Origin of the sequence: Erwinia pyri, assembly GCF_030758455.1 — a bacterium.
Classification (GTDB): domain Bacteria; phylum Pseudomonadota; class Gammaproteobacteria; order Enterobacterales; family Enterobacteriaceae; genus Erwinia; species Erwinia pyri.
In genome coordinates this window covers 4,118,097-4,133,648 of the sequence record NZ_CP132353.1, presented here as the reverse complement: position 1 = coordinate 4,133,648, position 15,552 = coordinate 4,118,097, and the positions used below count along the sequence as shown (strand labels likewise).

At 55.5% G+C, this 15,552-nt stretch carries 17 protein-coding genes; 7 read left to right on the top strand and 10 right to left on the bottom strand.

Features of this window, described 5'->3' with window-relative positions; translation table 11 throughout:
* The first annotated feature begins 37 nt into the window (after window positions 1-37).
* The 4 genes from Q3V30_RS19605 to Q3V30_RS19590 all read left to right on the top strand — a co-directional run bounded on the left by Q3V30_RS19605 (window position 38) and on the right by Q3V30_RS19590 (window position 2,998).
* Window positions 38-397: a diacylglycerol kinase gene (locus tag Q3V30_RS19605; RefSeq protein ID WP_306208674.1), complete on the top strand. Its 360-nt coding sequence runs from the start codon at window positions 38-40 to the stop codon at window positions 395-397.
* A gap of 116 nt (window positions 398-513) precedes the next feature.
* On the top strand, window positions 514-1,122 hold the full coding sequence (gene lexA, locus Q3V30_RS19600) for a transcriptional repressor LexA (RefSeq protein ID WP_306208672.1): 609 nt from the start codon (window positions 514-516) through the stop codon (window positions 1,120-1,122).
* 102 nt (window positions 1,123-1,224) lie between these two features.
* The gene (gene dinF / locus Q3V30_RS19595) at window positions 1,225-2,547 is read left to right on the top strand and encodes an MATE family efflux transporter DinF (protein WP_306208669.1); all 1,323 of its coding nucleotides are present in this window, start codon (window positions 1,225-1,227) and stop codon (window positions 2,545-2,547) included.
* A 241-nt stretch (window positions 2,548-2,788) separates the two neighbouring features.
* Window positions 2,789-2,998, top strand: coding sequence for a CsbD family protein (locus Q3V30_RS19590; protein ID WP_306208667.1), 210 nt, complete (start codon window positions 2,789-2,791; stop codon window positions 2,996-2,998).
* A gap of 173 nt (window positions 2,999-3,171) precedes the next feature.
* Here the strand turns inward: Q3V30_RS19590 and zur are convergent, their stop codons facing one another.
* The gene (zur, locus tag Q3V30_RS19585; protein ID WP_306208665.1) at window positions 3,172-3,687 is read right to left on the bottom strand and encodes a zinc uptake transcriptional repressor Zur; all 516 of its coding nucleotides are present in this window, start codon (window positions 3,685-3,687) and stop codon (window positions 3,172-3,174) included.
* Window positions 3,688-4,165: 478 nt separating this feature from the next.
* On the opposite strand from zur, the gene Q3V30_RS19580 reads away from it, so the two are divergent.
* The 3 genes from Q3V30_RS19580 to Q3V30_RS19570 all read left to right on the top strand — a co-directional run bounded on the left by Q3V30_RS19580 (window position 4,166) and on the right by Q3V30_RS19570 (window position 7,054).
* Window positions 4,166-5,407, top strand: coding sequence for a conjugal transfer protein TraF (locus tag Q3V30_RS19580; RefSeq protein WP_306208663.1), 1,242 nt, complete (start codon window positions 4,166-4,168; stop codon window positions 5,405-5,407).
* A 152-nt stretch (window positions 5,408-5,559) separates the two neighbouring features.
* The gene (gene dusA / locus Q3V30_RS19575) at window positions 5,560-6,555 is read left to right on the top strand and encodes a tRNA dihydrouridine(20/20a) synthase DusA (RefSeq protein ID WP_306208661.1); all 996 of its coding nucleotides are present in this window, start codon (window positions 5,560-5,562) and stop codon (window positions 6,553-6,555) included.
* A 112-nt stretch (window positions 6,556-6,667) separates the two neighbouring features.
* Window positions 6,668-7,054 carry a RidA family protein gene (locus Q3V30_RS19570; RefSeq protein ID WP_306208659.1) on the top strand — a complete coding sequence of 129 codons (387 nt, stop codon included), beginning with the start codon at window positions 6,668-6,670 and terminating at the stop codon, window positions 7,052-7,054.
* A gap of 42 nt (window positions 7,055-7,096) precedes the next feature.
* Here Q3V30_RS19570 and Q3V30_RS19565 read toward each other — a convergent pair whose 3' ends face one another.
* From Q3V30_RS19565 to Q3V30_RS19525, 9 genes are all read right to left on the bottom strand, one after another.
* Window positions 7,097-7,678 carry a malonic semialdehyde reductase gene (locus Q3V30_RS19565; RefSeq protein ID WP_306208657.1) on the bottom strand — a complete coding sequence of 194 codons (582 nt, stop codon included), beginning with the start codon at window positions 7,676-7,678 and terminating at the stop codon, window positions 7,097-7,099.
* 25 nt (window positions 7,679-7,703) lie between these two features.
* Complete coding sequence (locus Q3V30_RS19560) at window positions 7,704-8,261, bottom strand: flavin reductase family protein (RefSeq protein WP_306208655.1); 558 nt, start codon at window positions 8,259-8,261, stop codon at window positions 7,704-7,706.
* A 52-nt stretch (window positions 8,262-8,313) separates the two neighbouring features.
* On the bottom strand, window positions 8,314-9,321 hold the full coding sequence (locus Q3V30_RS19555) for an aldo/keto reductase (RefSeq protein ID WP_306208653.1): 1,008 nt from the start codon (window positions 9,319-9,321) through the stop codon (window positions 8,314-8,316).
* A gap of 65 nt (window positions 9,322-9,386) precedes the next feature.
* Complete coding sequence (locus Q3V30_RS19550) at window positions 9,387-9,788, bottom strand: RidA family protein (RefSeq protein ID WP_306208651.1); 402 nt, start codon at window positions 9,786-9,788, stop codon at window positions 9,387-9,389.
* A 43-nt stretch (window positions 9,789-9,831) separates the two neighbouring features.
* Window positions 9,832-10,773 (bottom strand): ABC transporter permease, encoded by a 942-nt coding sequence (locus Q3V30_RS19545; protein WP_306208649.1) that lies wholly within the window; start codon window positions 10,771-10,773, stop codon window positions 9,832-9,834.
* Entirely contained in the window at window positions 10,755-11,852 is a 1,098-nt protein-coding gene (locus Q3V30_RS19540) for an ABC transporter permease (protein ID WP_306208647.1), read from the bottom strand. The genes Q3V30_RS19545 and Q3V30_RS19540 overlap by 19 nt, the downstream gene beginning before the upstream one ends.
* A complete protein-coding gene (locus tag Q3V30_RS19535; protein ID WP_306208645.1) occupies window positions 11,845-13,353 on the bottom strand; it encodes an ABC transporter ATP-binding protein in 1,509 nt (502 codons plus the stop codon). Before Q3V30_RS19535 ends, Q3V30_RS19540 begins: the two co-directional genes overlap by 8 nt.
* 4 nt (window positions 13,354-13,357) lie before the next feature.
* A complete protein-coding gene (locus tag Q3V30_RS19530; protein WP_306208643.1) occupies window positions 13,358-14,323 on the bottom strand; it encodes a BMP family protein in 966 nt (321 codons plus the stop codon).
* A 92-nt stretch (window positions 14,324-14,415) separates the two neighbouring features.
* Window positions 14,416-15,537 carry an LLM class flavin-dependent oxidoreductase gene (locus Q3V30_RS19525; protein ID WP_306208641.1) on the bottom strand — a complete coding sequence of 374 codons (1,122 nt, stop codon included), beginning with the start codon at window positions 15,535-15,537 and terminating at the stop codon, window positions 14,416-14,418.
* Window positions 15,538-15,552: the final 15 nt, after the last annotated feature.

The window sequence follows — 15,552 nt, the reverse complement described above, 5'->3', positions numbered from 1 at the left end:
GACATTGACGTTAATCATCACAAAGGGTTCCCTCATTATGGCAAATAACGTCACCGGACTGACCCGCATTATAAAAGCCGCCGGCTACTCGTGGAAAGGAATACGCGCCGCCTGGCAAAACGAGGCGGCCTTCCGGCAGGAAGCCGTTGCTGCCGTGATTGCCACCATTGTTGCCTGCTGGCTCGACGTGGATGCCATGACGCGAGTGCTGCTGATAGGGTCTGTGGTGCTGGTCATTATCGTCGAGATCCTCAATAGCGCGCTGGAAGCTGTTGTGGACCGGATTGGCAGCGAATTCCATCCCTTATCGGGCCGCGCGAAGGATATGGGCTCTGCCGCGGTGCTGCTGACGATATTACTCGCTATTTTTGTGTGGGTAATGCTGTTAATGGGTTAATTGCGGGATGTTTTCCAGATTTTAGCGAACCGTCGTTTTTTAAGCAGGTTTAGGTTTTCAATGCGCAAATACCTGTATATACTCACAGTCGACTGTATAAACAACCAGGGGGCGGGATGAAAGCACTAACGGCAAGGCAGCAGCAGGTTTACGACCTGATACGCGACCACATTAACCAGACCGGCATGCCACCGACGCGGGCGGAGATTGCTGCGCAGCTCGGCTTCCGTTCCCCTAATGCGGCTGAAGAGCACCTCAAAGCGCTGGCGCGTAAAGGCGTGATTGAAATCGTCTCCGGCGCATCACGCGGTATCCGCCTGATGATGGAAGATGAGACAGGGTTGCCGTTGATAGGGCGCGTTGCTGCCGGGGAGCCTTTACTGGCGGAGCAGCATATCGAAGGGCACTTCAAGGTGGACCCAGGTTTGTTTAAACCGGGCGCCGATTTCCTGCTGCGCGTCAGCGGAATGTCGATGAAAGATATCGGCATTATGGATGGTGATCTGCTCGCCGTGCATAAAACGCAGGATGTGCGTAACGGCCAGGTCGTGGTGGCGCGCATTGATGATGAGGTTACGGTAAAACGCCTTAAAAAACAGGGTAATATTGTGCATTTACTCCCTGAAAACAGCGATTTCCAACCGATCGTGGTAGACCTGCGTCAGCAGACGCTGTCGATTGAAGGGCTGGCCGTGGGCGTGATTCGCAACGGTAACTGGCTCTAAAGGTCCGATCCGGGCGCACCTGCTGAGAGGTGCGCCACTGTTATCGTGGCGCCGCTCTGGTGCGACGATAGTGCTTATTAGCCAGTCGCACAGTGGATGATAATGCGATTAATTTCCCCCTCGGATAAACATCTCTGGCGGCTGGCGCTGCCAATGATCCTGTCGAATATCACCGTGCCGCTGCTGGGGCTGGTGGATACGGCGGTCATTGGCCATCTGGACAGTCCTGCCTATCTGGGCGGCGTAGCCGTTGGCACCACGGCTACCAGCTTTCTCTTTATGCTGCTGCTGTTTTTACGCATGAGTACTACCGGCCTCACGGCGCAAGCTTTTGGCGCAGGGGATAAACCCGCGCTGGCCCGTGCTCTGATGCAACCCCTTCTGATTGCAGTGGCCGCTGGCCTGCTGTTTGTTCTGCTGAAATCTCCCCTAACGCATCTTGCGCTTTCCCTTGTCGGCGGCGACAGAGAAGTGCTGCATCAGGCCGCGCTGTTTATGAATATTCGCTGGCTGAGCGCCCCTGCCACGCTGGCGAATCTGGTGCTGCTTGGCTGGCTGCTGGGCGTTCAGTATGCGCGGGCGCCGGTGATCCTGCTGGTGGTGGGGAACGTGGTAAATATCGCGCTGGATCTCTGGTTCGTGATTGGCCTGAAATGGGGCGTGCAGGGCGCCGCTGCCGCCACGGCAATAGCTGAATATGCCACGATGATTATCGGTCTGGTGATGGTGTGGCGCGTGCTGAAGCTGCGCGGTATTTCGCTGCCGCTGATAAAAACGGCCTGGTGCGGCAATATTGGGCGGCTATTGCGGCTCAATCGCGACATTATGCTGCGCTCTCTGCTGCTGCAACTCTGCTTCGCCTCGCTGACTGTTCTGGGCGCGCGTCTGGGTGGCGAAGTGGTCGCTGTGAATGCGGTGCTGCTGATGTTCCTGACCTTTACCGCCTATGCGCTGGATGGCTTTGCCTATGCCGTTGAAGCGTGCTCTGGCGAAGCCTTTGGGGCTAAAAACGCAGAGAAGCTGCTCTCGGTCTGGCGCGCCGCCTGTCGTCAGGCAGGGCTGGTGGCACTCGCTTTTTCCCTGATTTATGGCCTGGCTGGCACGGAGATAGTCGCCTTACTCACCTCAATTCCGGCCTTGCAGCAGCAGGCCGACAGCTATCTGTTCTGGCAAATCGTACTGCCCGTCTGCGGCGTCTGGTGCTATCTGCTGGATGGCATGTTTATCGGGGCAACGCGCGCCAGCGAAATGCGTAATGGCATGTTCATTGCGGCTGCGGGGTATGGCCTGACGCTGTTTACTGTCCCGCTGCTGGGCAACCATGGGCTATGGCTGGCGGTGACGGTATTCCTGCTGCTACGCGGCCTGACGCTCTGGCTTATCTGGCGTCGCCACTGGCAGAATGGGAGCTGGTTCGTGCAGTGAAATCATTTGTTACTCTCCTCTGCCTCTTCGTTACCCCCTGATCTGCAAGCTTTTTTAAAGAAGCACCTTTTAGATCTTCTCTGAGTCTGGCGGAATATTTTGCTTAACAGTGCAGGATTCTTATCTTCTACTATAATTATCTGTACGTCAGGCGATTGAGCAGCGTTTTATGTTGTTGCTCTCTGTTTCGCTGACATGATAATCCTAAAGCTGTGTAAACCTAAGGTCGAGGAGAGACAAGATGAATAAAGACGAAGCCGGCGGTAACTGGAAACAGTTGAAAGGTAAATTTAAAGAAAAATGGGGCAAGCTGACCGATGACGACATGACCGTTGTTGAAGGTAAACGCGATCAGCTTGTTGGCAAAATTCAGGAACGTTATGGTTATGGTAAAGATCAGGCTGAGAAAGAACTCAGTGAATGGGAAACCCATAACAATCACCGTTTCTGACAGCCAGAGAATTCTCTGACAAGAATTTAGCGTTTCAGGACGATGCTCCTACCCAGGCACAAGGAATGTGCCACTTAATCACTTCAAGATCCCTCTGTTATCTTCCTGCTTTAAAATCCCTGTACGGCACTGTCCCTGTGAGATCTACCCACGCTTTAGAGCGTCAGCGCTTCTTAACGCCCACGTTTCTTTGCCGCCACGGTATGATCGTGCTGGCACGCATCCTGATGGGTACAGGCTTCAATCTCCACGCAATCGCGGCATAAACCATGAGCTTCAATAACGCTGTTTGCCAGGGCGAATCCAGAGGTTAGTGCCAACGATTTCAGGATATTCTCTACCCCTTCCGCCTGCTGTTCCGCTACAGAACCACAGCGATCGCAAATCAACATCGCCGAGGTGTGGGAAGGCTGTTCGAAATGATGACAAACCACATAGCTGTTAGTCGATTCCACGCGGTGAACAAAACCCTGCTCAAGCAGGAAATCGAGCGCGCGATAGACCGTAGGCGGTTTGGCCTGAGGCTCTGATGCTCTCAGCAAATCCAGCAGGTCATAAGCACTGATTGCGCCATGATGCTGGCTCATTAAGCGCAGCACTTCCAGGCGCTGAGGCGTCAGCCTGACGTTGCGCTGCTGGCAGATCGTTTCCGCCTGCGACAGGATTTTTTCAGGACTGCTTATGCTCATAATATTCCCCTCAGGCCAGATCAGATTGTTATGTTATCACGCCCGCCCTGAAACGCCGAATTCAGGCAACCTGCCATTTTTTGCCGGGGGTTTACCGGGTTAAATCGTTGAACTAACGCTGGATCTGATTCAAATTTGCCGTAAGGCTGACTTGTTAAAGAGCGTTAATGGATCCGGCGCTTTGAAATCGTGCCATAAAATTTCCATAAAACTTTATTAATGTGAATTGCAGCTTGTGTTGATAATGGTTACTTTGTTACCGGCGGTGATATCGCATTTAAGATAAATAAAACGTTACGGGCAGCTTATGAATCTGCCTGCTAACAGATAAATAAAACGGCAATAAGCCGAAAAGCCCCACCATTGTTACTTACTTCACAGCAATGAAAAGCTGCCTCTATGTTCATTATTCAGGCAGCAGAAAATTTCACGCTTTTCATGGCGTTTTCCTCTTGGTCTGGATGGGTCTCAAGTAAAAATGGCAAAATTAATCCGTAAGTTGAACAGCTTTTCCCGCCCTGCAGCGTTCCCCATTTTATTTTTGGCTCCCCTCAGCGCACTGGCCGCCGGTAACTATTACGATGCGCGCAACGATGCAATGGGCGGTACAGGTGTTGCCTCTTCCACTTACGGCACCGCCGTACTGGCAAACCCGGCGTTGATGACCAAAGCGCAGCCGGATGACACGGTAAGCATTATCCTTCCGGCAGCGGGTCTGCAGGTCACGGATAAAAACAAGCTGATTGATAAGGTTGATGACTTAACCGATAGCGTGGACCGTTATCAGGATCTGGCGGATAGCATCACCAGCTTTGCCGATTATCCAAGAGTTCAGGCAGCAGCGGGAGATTTAGCCAGTCAGCTACGCGGGATCAAAGGTAATCAGGCGTCGGGCACGGCAGGAGCGGCTGTTGCGGTCACTGTTCCTAATGAAGTACTGCCGTTTGCCTTTGTGACTAAAGCGTACGGCACCGCACATGTCAGTGCAGATGTGACCCAAAGCGATATCGATTATTTGCAGGGTGTAGCTGATGGCACCGTTTTCCCGTTGCCTGGCGATCAGGACAAGCTGACCTCTGCCGGATTAGGCCGCGGCGCGATTGTCTATGATTACGGCATTGCCGTTGCGCATGAATTTACCATTGCCGGACATCCAGTCTCGGTAGGCGTGACGCCTAAGCTGCAAAAAACCTACCTCTATAACTACAGCGCCTCGGTTTATAACTACGATAAATCAGACTTCAAGAAGGGCCGTTATAAAAACGACGATACCGGCTTCAACCTTGATGCGGGCGTGGCAACGGATGTAGGGGATAACTGGACGCTGGGCCTGAGCGCGCAGAACCTGATCTCCCGCGATCTGGATACGAAAGAGGTGAATGGCTACAAAGATACTTACCAGATTAGCCCTCTCGTTACCCCCGGCGTCGCCTTCCATACCGAACGCCTCACCGCCGCGCTGGATGTGGATGTGACTCCAACCAAGCGTTTTAAAACGCAGGAAGAGAGTCAGTATGCCGGCGTGGGTGCCGAATATCGTCTGCTTAGCTGGTTGCAGCTGCGTGCCGGTTATCGTGCGGATATGAAGTCTAACGATACCAACGTTTATACCGCCGGTTTTGGTCTGTCACCGTTTAACAAGGTGCACCTGGATCTGGCCGGGATGAAAGGCGATGACAATACCTGGGGTGCAGTGGCTCAGCTGAACTTCACCTTCTGAAGACTTTTCTCTTCAAAAAGGGCGCATCCCGGATGCGCCCTTTTTGCGTCACGGCCCTACCGTAACCCGGCGGGTAATGCTTGCCGCTGTCGGGCATGTTATCATTGTGCACATTATCGTCATTTGTTAATCACATCGAGTTTGCGCGCTTTATGACCCCAATTTATCCTGCACACCGTTTTTCCGTCGCCCCCATGCTTGACTGGACCGATCGCCACTGTCGTTATTTCCTGCGCCAGCTGACGCAGCATTCGCTGCTCTACACCGAAATGGTGACCACCGGCGCCATTGTGCATGGCAAAGGCGATTACCTGGCCTGGAATCAGCTGGAGCAGCCTGTGGCCCTGCAGCTTGGCGGTTTTGATGCTGCTGCGCTGGCAGAGTGCGCCGCCCAGGCAGAGGCGCGCGGCTATAACGAAATAAACCTGAACGTGGGCTGCCCTTCAGACCGCGTGCAGAACGGGCGTTTCGGTGCCTGTCTGATGGGGGAACCCGCACTTGTGGCGGATGGTATCAAAGCGATGCGCGACAGAGTTTCTCTGCCGGTGACGGTGAAAACCCGCATTGGCATCGATGACCAGGACAGTTACGAGTTCCTGTGTGACTTCGTTCGCCAGGTGTCAGAGCAGGGCGGCTGCGAGACGTTTATCATCCATGCGCGTAAAGCCTGGCTTTCCGGTCTCAGCCCGAAAGAGAACCGCGAAATCCCGCCGCTGGATTACCAACGTGTCTATCAGCTGAAGCGTGATTTCCCACATCTGACCATCTCCATTAACGGCGGCGTAAAGTCGCTGGAAGAGGCCAAAGTGCATTTACAGCACGTTGATGGCGTGATGATGGGGCGCGAGGCTTACCAAAATCCTGGCCTGCTGGCGCAGGTTGACCGCGAACTGTTTGGCAGTACGCTGCCGGATGCCGATCCTGTCGCCGTGGTTCGCGCCATGTATCCCTATATTGAGGCAGAGCTGGCGAAAGGAACCTACCTGGGCCACATCACCCGCCATATGCTCGGCCTGTTCCAGGGCATTCCTGGCGCACGTCAGTGGCGTCGGCATCTCAGCGAAAATGCGCACAAGCCTGGCGCTAATATTGAAACGGTAGAGCAGGCGCTGGCGCTGGTAGCGGATAAAATCCCGGCGGCCGTTTAACGAGCCCTGGCCGCGTTGCTAAACTGGCAACGCGGCGTAGCCGGAATGCGCGTTTCACCAGTTGCCTGAGAATGCTAGTCTGCAAGCTGGACAGAGCATGACGAGGCGCGCAATGAACATTATAAATCCCGCAGGGTTAAAAGCCCGCAGCTACTATAACCACATCAAAATCAGGCCAGGTATACCTGTTTTTCCTACTGGTCAGGTAGCCTGGGATGAACAGGGTAACGTTGTCGGCATCGGCGACATGAAACAGCAGGTTGAACAGGTTTACGATAATATTGACAGGCTGCTGGCAGGGCTGGGCGTGAGCCGGGATGCGATAGTCAAAACCACAACTTACGTCACCGATCTCGCTCTGGTGGCGGAAATTCATCCAGTACGTGAGCGGTTTTTTGCCGGGCTGGAGCTGCCCGCCAGTACGCTTTTTCAGATCTCAGCGCTGGCCGAGCCTGAATTAATGCTGGAGATTGAAATTATTGTGATGATGCCGCTCTGAAGCGGCATTTTTTATTCCCCGTCAGAACGCTTTTGCTTTTACTCACTCAAAAGAGCAGGCCTGTTCCAGCGACAATCTTGGCAGACGACCATAAAGCTTTTCAGCATCGCCATAGCCGAGGTTGATCAACAGATTGGTGGTCAGCGTGGTGCCCTGAAAAAAAGCCTCATCCAGCTTGTTCCGGTCAAAGCCAGACATCGGCCCGGTGTCCAGACCCATACTACGTGCGGCCATAATCAGATACGCGGCCTGCAGTGAGCTGTTACGCAAGGCTGTCTCCTCGGCAAAGGCCGGGCTGGAGGTGAACCAGCTTCTGGCATCAGCATGAGGGAACAGCGCTGGCAGTTGCTCATAAAAGGTTTTGTCATACGCCACAATCACCGTGACGGGCGCGCTCATGGTCTTCTGCAGGTTGCCGGAAGAGAGCGTTGGCCTGAGCTTCTCTTTGCCCTCCTGCGTGCGCACAAACACGAATCGGGCTGGGCTGCAATTGGCGGAAGTGGGTCCCATTCGCGTCAGAGCATACAGGGTAGCAAGCTGCTCGTCAGTCACTGCTTTGTCCAGCCAGCCATTGTGGGAACGTGCTTCAAGAAACAGGTCATTCATTGCGTCGTCAGAAAGCATCCGGACTCCTTTTGGTTAAGTTGAATTAGCTTTTTGCAGCCGTCAGCTCACTGAGCGCATGGAACTGACGATCCATATACAGTAACGGTGCGGCACCGGCGCTGGGGTGCAAAACGCTGGTTACTTCACCAAGAAAAATGCCGTGACTGTGCCAGTCTACAACCTTTGCCAGACGGCATTCAAAAGAGACCATTGCTGCTGCACAAACCGGCGTACCCAGGGCTGATGTGCTCCACTCTCCGGTCTGAAAACGCTCGGCCCGGCGGTCGGAACGACTGAATATTTCAACCAGCGGCAGCGCGTCTGTGGTCAATACGTTGACGCAGAAGCGGCCCGTTTCCTCAATCATTGCAAACATGGAGGCGCTACGGTTAATGCACACCAGCAGCGTAGGCGGCTCTGCGCTGACAGAGGTCACAGCGGTGGCAATCATGCCACCCGGCTCATTGTCACGGCTGGCGGTGATCAGGCAGACGCCTGCCGGAAGCAGGCGCATCCCGCCACGATAGGCTTCTGCAATCTTTGCAACATCTTCTGCTAAAGCGTTCATTTTCGTTGCGGCAGGGGAGGTAGATTCTGTCATTAACGGACCTGTATCAGTAATGGCCAGTATTGGCCAGGCAAATAGTTGTTTATTACCAGCGGGTTATGCGGCCTTCAATCGGATGGTGTGGATCGACCGGACCCAGGCTGGTGCCTTTGCCTGGTGAAACCAGCCGATCGCAAAAGGCTTCATCTTCCACACTCCAGGAACAGTCGAGCGCCGCAATGCCATCCTGCCACTGTTCAAAGGTTCGCGGTCCAATCAGCGTGCTGGTGACAAGGCTGTTGCGCATCACCCACATTTGCGCCAGATGCGCCGGTTTACGTCCGGTACTCTCAGCATAAGCTGCCAGCTCGCTGGCAGCTTTTAACGATTCTGGCCGCCATTCCGCTTCCATCATGCGCGGATCGGCGCGTCCGGCGCGGCTGTCACTGTCAGGGGCTACATCCTGGCGATATTTTCCGGTGAGAATGCCGCGCGCCAGCGGGCTGTAGCAGACGGTACCGGCCCCAAAGTAAGCCGCAGAAGGCAGGATCTCAACTTCTGCCTCACGGTTCGCCAGATTATAAAGCGGCTGTGTCGCCACGGGTCCGGTAATGCCCGCTTCACGAGCCAGTCGGACCGTCTCTGCCAGCCGCCACGCCTTAAAATTCGACACCGCAAAATAGCCGATCTTGCCTTCACGAATGAGATCGGCGAAAGCGAGTACCATCTCTTCCAGCGGCGCAGCGAAATCCGCTTTATGCATATACAGGATATCGATATAGTCGCTGCCCAGCCGCGTCAGCGAACCGTGAACCGCTTCCCTAATCCATTTGCGTGACATCCCGCGCTGATTCGGCGCGTCACCCATCGGGTTGCCCACTTTGGTTGCCAGTACCCAGCGGTCGCGCTCTGCGGCAATTGCTCGCCCGACAACCCGCTCTGATTCGCCTTTGTTGTACATGTCGGCGGTATCGATGAAATTAACCCCAGCATCACCTGCTGCAGCAGTAATGTTGCGTGAAGCGGTCTCGTCAGTTGCACCGCCGAACATCATGGTTCCCAGGCAGATTTCTGACACTTTTAACCCGCTGCGACCCAGATAACGGTATTGCATAGCATAACCCTCTTGTTGCTGGTCAGAGAGCTGACAGTTAGCCAGCTCCCTGATGATCTCTCCGATCAGGCTGGAATAATGGCTGTCGCGGCGATTTCAACCAGGAACTCCGGTCGCACCATCTCCAGCTTCACGCAGAAGCGTGCGGGGAGGATCTGCGGGAAGTAGCTGACGTAGATCTCATTGAATTGATGGTAATCCTCAAGATTGCGCAGGAAGATCTGGTTCATCACAACATGGTCCATACTGCTGCCAGCGGACTCCAGCACCACTTTGATACTGTCGAGCACACGGCGTGTCTGTACTTCAATATCCCCAACGCCTACGATGCTGCCGTCAACAGGATCGGTAGACAGCATGCCGGCGACCGACACGTGGTTTCCCGCTTTCACACCCCAGTTAAGGTGATTAAGGCCGGTCGCCGTTTTACCAATGATCCACCCCTCCGGGTTGATTGCCTGGTTCATATATTTCTCCTGAATGGGGCCGCAACCCCCTGTTTTAGAATCACTACCGCCCTGAGCCCCGCAGGAAAGGACGGCCTAAATCTGTCGGCGCTGCGCCTGCCCGGCCCATCATCACCCAGGCGACCAGCGCGACCACAAACGGCATTGCCATCAGCAGGGAAGGTGCGATATCAATGCCCAGATACTGCCCCTGGAATTGCAGGGCTTCGAGCAGACCCAGCAAGACGGCTACAATCAGTACCCGCAACGGCATCCAGCGTGCAAAAATGGTGACGGCAATGGCCAGATAGCCTCGTCCTGCCGTCATGTTGTCCACGAAAGTGCCGCCGGAGGCGATGATGCAGAGATAGGCTCCGCCTAATCCCGCCATCACTCCCGTAAACAGGGTGGCGCTGAAACGGATGCGCAGTACGGCGTGGCCCGCAGCATCAGCGGCCAGCGCGTTCTCGCCCACGGCCCGCAGCAACAGACCGGCGCGTGTATAGCGGAACAGACACCAGAGCGAAAAGGCGACCACCACCGCCAGATAGAGCACCGGACTTTGCGAGAAGAGCGCGCGCCCGGCGATGGGAATATCGGATAACCACGGCAGCTTCAACATAGAAACAGAGCGCATCGATCCTGCTGCGGGTGCGCCAGCAAGCCAGATTTGACGGATCAATGAGGTTGCGCCAATCGCGAACAAATTGAAGCCTATACCCATCACTATCTGGTTAGCGCGGGCGAATACCGTGCCCAGCGCCAGAACCAGCGCGGCCAGCACGCCGCCAAGTACTCCGGCCAGCAGCGCCAGAACCGGCGAGCCGGATACCGCCAGCCCTACCGCTGATGACGACGCGCCAAACAGCATCACGCCTTCCAGCCCGATGGTGAAAACGCCGGCCCGTTCTGAAACGGTTTCCCCCAGCGCCGCCAGCAGAACCGGCACACAAAGCCTGAGGCCTCCGGCAAAAAACAGCGCCAGCGTTACAGTGTTGAATTCCATACAGGCCTCCCTTTAACCAGCATGACGCCGCTCATTACTGCCAGAAATAAAATCGGCATACCGGCAAGCACATCCGCTAACGCAGCTGGAATTGAAAAGGTGCTTTGCAGTGCCAGTGCGGCGCTGTTAATGGCGCCAAAATAAATCGAGACGATAATGGCCCCAAAAGGTTCGAGACCAGCCAGGAAAGAGACGGCAAGCCCTTCAAAACCCAGCCCTGACGAAAAACCGTCAATCAGACGGTACTGCACGCCCAGCACTTCAAAAGCGCCTGCCAGCCCGCTGACGGCGCCCGAAAGCGCCATGCTGGAAAGCACGTTTTTTGCCGCAGACTCTCCCTGAAACTGCACAAAACGGGGACTCTGACCGCTGGCGCGGAGCTTCAGCCCGAAAGCGCTGTGTTTCAGTAATACCCAAACAGCGAGCGCAATCAGTAATGCCAGAAACACGCCGGAGTGCAGTCGCGTACCCTCAATGACCTGCTGGAAAACGCCGTCTGGCGGCAGCTGGGCAGACATATTGAAATTAGAACCCGCCGGGCGCATCGGCCCCTGAACCAGATATTTCAGGGTATAGATGGCGATAAAATTCATCATCAGCGTCACGATGATTTCATCAATGCCGCGCCATACTTTCAGCACGGCCGGGATTAGCCCCCACAGCGCCCCGCAGATTGCGCCGCTGAGGATGGCACATGGCAGCAATGCCGGGCCGATGTCGCCAAAAGCGAGAAAAGGCAGCATGGCGCCGATAGCACCCATCTGTAGCTGGCCCTCTCCACCCAGGTTAAACATACCGCCGCGGATGGCGATTAGCGCACCCAGCGCCACCAGCAGGCGCGGCGTCATAAATACCAGTGTGTCGGACAGGCTGCGGATGTTGCCAAAAGCGCCTTCAAAGGCGACCCGCATGGCGGAAATCAGCGGTACGCCCATCGCGGCGATCAGGGCCAGGCCGAGGATTAACGAGCCGATAAAAGCGCTCAGGGTGACCCATAACGAGCGGGAGCCGCTTAATTTGGTCAGTACCCGGCGCAGCGAGGCGCCGGTATCAGCCAGAGGTTTTACCGATTCAGACATGTTCTGCTCCTGCTGCAGCCGACTGCGCGCCCCGACCGGAAGTCATCAGCGTGCCGATTCTTTCAAAGGACATTTGCTCCCCCATTACTTCCCCAGCGATCCTGCCGCCGTTCATCACCACGATGCGGTCGGAGACCCGAAGAAGTTCTTCGATATTTGAGGAGATAATCAGCACGGTGGTACCAGCATCAGCCGCATCGGCCAGACGGATTAATACCGCTTCTGCCGCAGCCATATCCAGACCCCGCGTGGGCTGATAAACAACGATAATGGAGGCCGCTTCCGCCATGGCTCTCGCCACCACGATCTTCTGCTGATTCCCCCCTGAAAGAGAGCGGGCCAGGCTGCCGTGAGAATGCGTCCGGATATCGGACTCGGTAATCATCTCTCTGGCGCGCTCCGCAATGGCGGCATGGTTAAGTAATCCCAGACGACGGTATCCGCCTTGCATAATTTTGGGGTAGAGCAGGTTGTGGGAAACCGGTAAGTCCAGCGAAAGCCCTTCGTGATGCCGGTCCTGTGGTACCAGCGCCACCGTGATATTCGGGCCGCTACGGGTAATGTCGCCGCTGTGCGGCTGCCGTTGCCCTGCCAGCAGCTCAAAGAGCTCGGTCTGCCCGTTGCCTTCCACACCTGCAATGCCAATGACTTCCCGTGCATGTAGCGACAGAGTGAAAGCGTGCAGTCCTGGCGAACCGGTTGCCGGGCGCAAATTCACGTTGCTCAACCGCATTTGTTCCGGACCAGCCTGACGTAATGAACCGAGACGCGTGCCGCTGACGACAACACGCCCGACAATTTTTTCCACCAACTCATCGGGTGTACAGCCCCGGGTCAGCCCGGTGCCGTTGGTTTTGCCTCGCCGTAAAATAGTGTAGCGGTCTGCGTTGGCGAGCACTTCATCTACGTTATGAGTAACAACCGCCACTGCCGTACCTTTTTCACAAATCCGGCGCACGGTGGTATAGAGCTCGGCTATCTCGCCCGGCGTCAGAATGGTCGAAGGTTCATCCAGCAGCAGTACCCGGGTGTCATTTACCAGCGCTTTCAGGATCTCCACGCGCTGCTGCAAAGCCAGCGGCAGGCGCCCCACGACAGTGTGCGGATCAAGGTCAACGCCGTATGCCTGCATAAAAGCGCGAATGTTGGCAGGGCGACGGAAGGTTTTTTTGCGTTCACCTCTGGCGACCAGCGCCAGGTTCTCCGCGACGGTGAAAGGCGCGACCAGCTTGAAATGCTGATGCACCATACCGATGCCGTTAGCGATGGCGTCAGCTGGCCGACGGTGGATCACCTGGCGGCCATTCATCAACACGCCGCCTTCAGTGGCTTCATGCACGCCGTACAGAATATTCATCAACGTCGATTTTCCCGCCCCGTTTTCGCCCAACAGCGCGTGGATCTCCCCGGGATAAAAGGCGAGACTCACTTTTTCCAGCGCGACAAACCCGTTGGGATAGCGCTTTGAAACATGATCGAGTTCGATTACGGGGCTGGACATGGAGTTACTCCTCAATCTTGATTTTGCCGGCCTTAAGGTCATCAATAACCTTGAACACTTTCTCCTCAACCTCTTTGTCGACATGGGCAAAAGGTTTAGCGAGCGTCCAGCCCTTAGTGGCTAAATTTTCGGTCACAATACGGTTGCCGAGCTGATGGTCAGCGCAGTGTTTACCGATATCCGCATAGGATTTATCAAAGTTCATCACCGTGGAGGTCATCACAGAGTTGGGAAAGGATTTGGCTTGATCGGTGTAAGAGCCAATCGTCAGCACGCCTTCTTCATCCGCTGCCTGCTGAATGCCCGCATCGGCAGTATCTGCAGAAGGAATGACAAAATCCGCGCCGCGAGCGATAGCGCCGGTAGCAATCTCTTTCGCGCGGGCAACATCAGTAAAGGAGCCTACATAGGCAGAGTCCACCACCACTTTGGGATTGGCGTAAGCCGCGCCTTTTTTGATGAACTGCACGGTACGCTCTGCAGAAGGGATCGGTTCGCCGCTGATCACTGCAATATGGCCGGTTTTACTGGCCGTTGCCGCCAGCACGCCCAGCACAAAGCCGTATTCATCCCAGTCAACCGACCACGCCGAGTAGTTTGGCAGGTTGTTGGTGGAGCTTTCATAGGAGTAGAGCACGAACTGCGTGTTGGGGAAGGAAGGGGCCACTTCTTTGATTGCCGCCGAATAGCCGGAGGAGTGGGCAATAATCAGCTTTACACCATCAGAGGCCAGCTGGCGCAACACTGAAGGCGCGGACTCATAGGTGGTGTGTTCCAGATAGCTGGGGGTAAAGCCCTCTTTAGTCGCCATCGACCTGAACGCCGCATAGCCCGCCATATCCCATGAGCCCTGCGTCACGGTCTGAGTAAACAAGGCAGCCACGCGCGGTTTACTCTCATCCGCGTAAGTAACGGAAGCACAACCCATGGCAGCGGAAACCGCAAAAGCTAACATCATTTTCATTTTCATAGCTCGACTCCTGGCAATCCGCGAAGCGGGGAAGGTGACTCATAATGGGGCTGAGGCGGACACGCCGTTCTCAGCCTGAAGGTTACGACAGATCAGCTCTTTACCGACTTCTGATACGCTCGGGCGTTGGTGTTAACGCCGTTTAGCTCCAGTATTTCCAGTACTTCCGTGCCCACGATGCGCAGATCATCAATGAAATCCGGTACAATTACCGTTACGCCATCAAGCTGCGCGCCCTTAACGATTGCTGCCAGCTTGTTGCCGATGGTTTCCGGGGAGCCTACCAGCGCCGCACGCGTCATGGAGTTGCGCTGCTCGCCTTGCGAGACGAACCGCTGAGCCATGGTGTTCTGCTTAAAACTCTTGTCGCCGGAGTATTCGCGGGTCTGGTTATCCAGCGCGATGGTGTCAACCCCCGAATCGAACAGCTTCACGCGCTCCTGAGCTTCCGCATCAGTAGCACCAGGCACAATGGTGAACAGCCCGTAAGTTTTGAAATCCGGCTTGCCCTGTTGTGCAGCCAGCTCTTTAGCGCGCAGGCCAGTTTTGATGAAGTCGTCATGGTCAGAGCCCAGCATAAAGCTGCCGGTGCAGTGCTCCATGGTAAACAGGAAACCGCGGTCGGAGGCGCCCGCACAGATAATCGGCGGCGGTGAGGCGGGTTTGGGGTTAGACATGCAGTCCGTCAGCTGATAATGCTTGCCCTGATGGTCGACACGATCTTCCGTCCAGAGACGCTTTAACACGGTCAGCCATTCCGCCGCCAGCTCGTAGCGCTCAGCATGATCCAGGTCCATCCACAGCCCCATCTGACCCTGATCGGTGGGGTTCGAGCCCGAAACAATATTCAGTCCGAAGCGCCCTTTGGAGATCTGATCGAGCACAGCGGTCATTTTGGCGACGACTGCCGGGTGGAACACCATGGTATGAACGGTGCCCCAGACGCCGATGCGGCTGGTGGCTTCAGCCAGACCCGCCATGGTGGTCAGACTTTCCAGCGTGACATCCCAGTGACGGGAAGGGCCGCCGTAGCCACGCCACTTCGCCATCGACAGGGCGAAATCGAACCCCAACTGCTCGGCCAGGATCGTGACCTCTTTGTTGTAGTCGTAGGTCGCCGGAAGCTGCGGACTGGTGGTTGAGGTGATCCAGCCGCCATTGCCGACCGGAAGAAATACACCAAACTCAACGTTACAATTGTCATTACCAGACATAAGAAACCTCTTAGA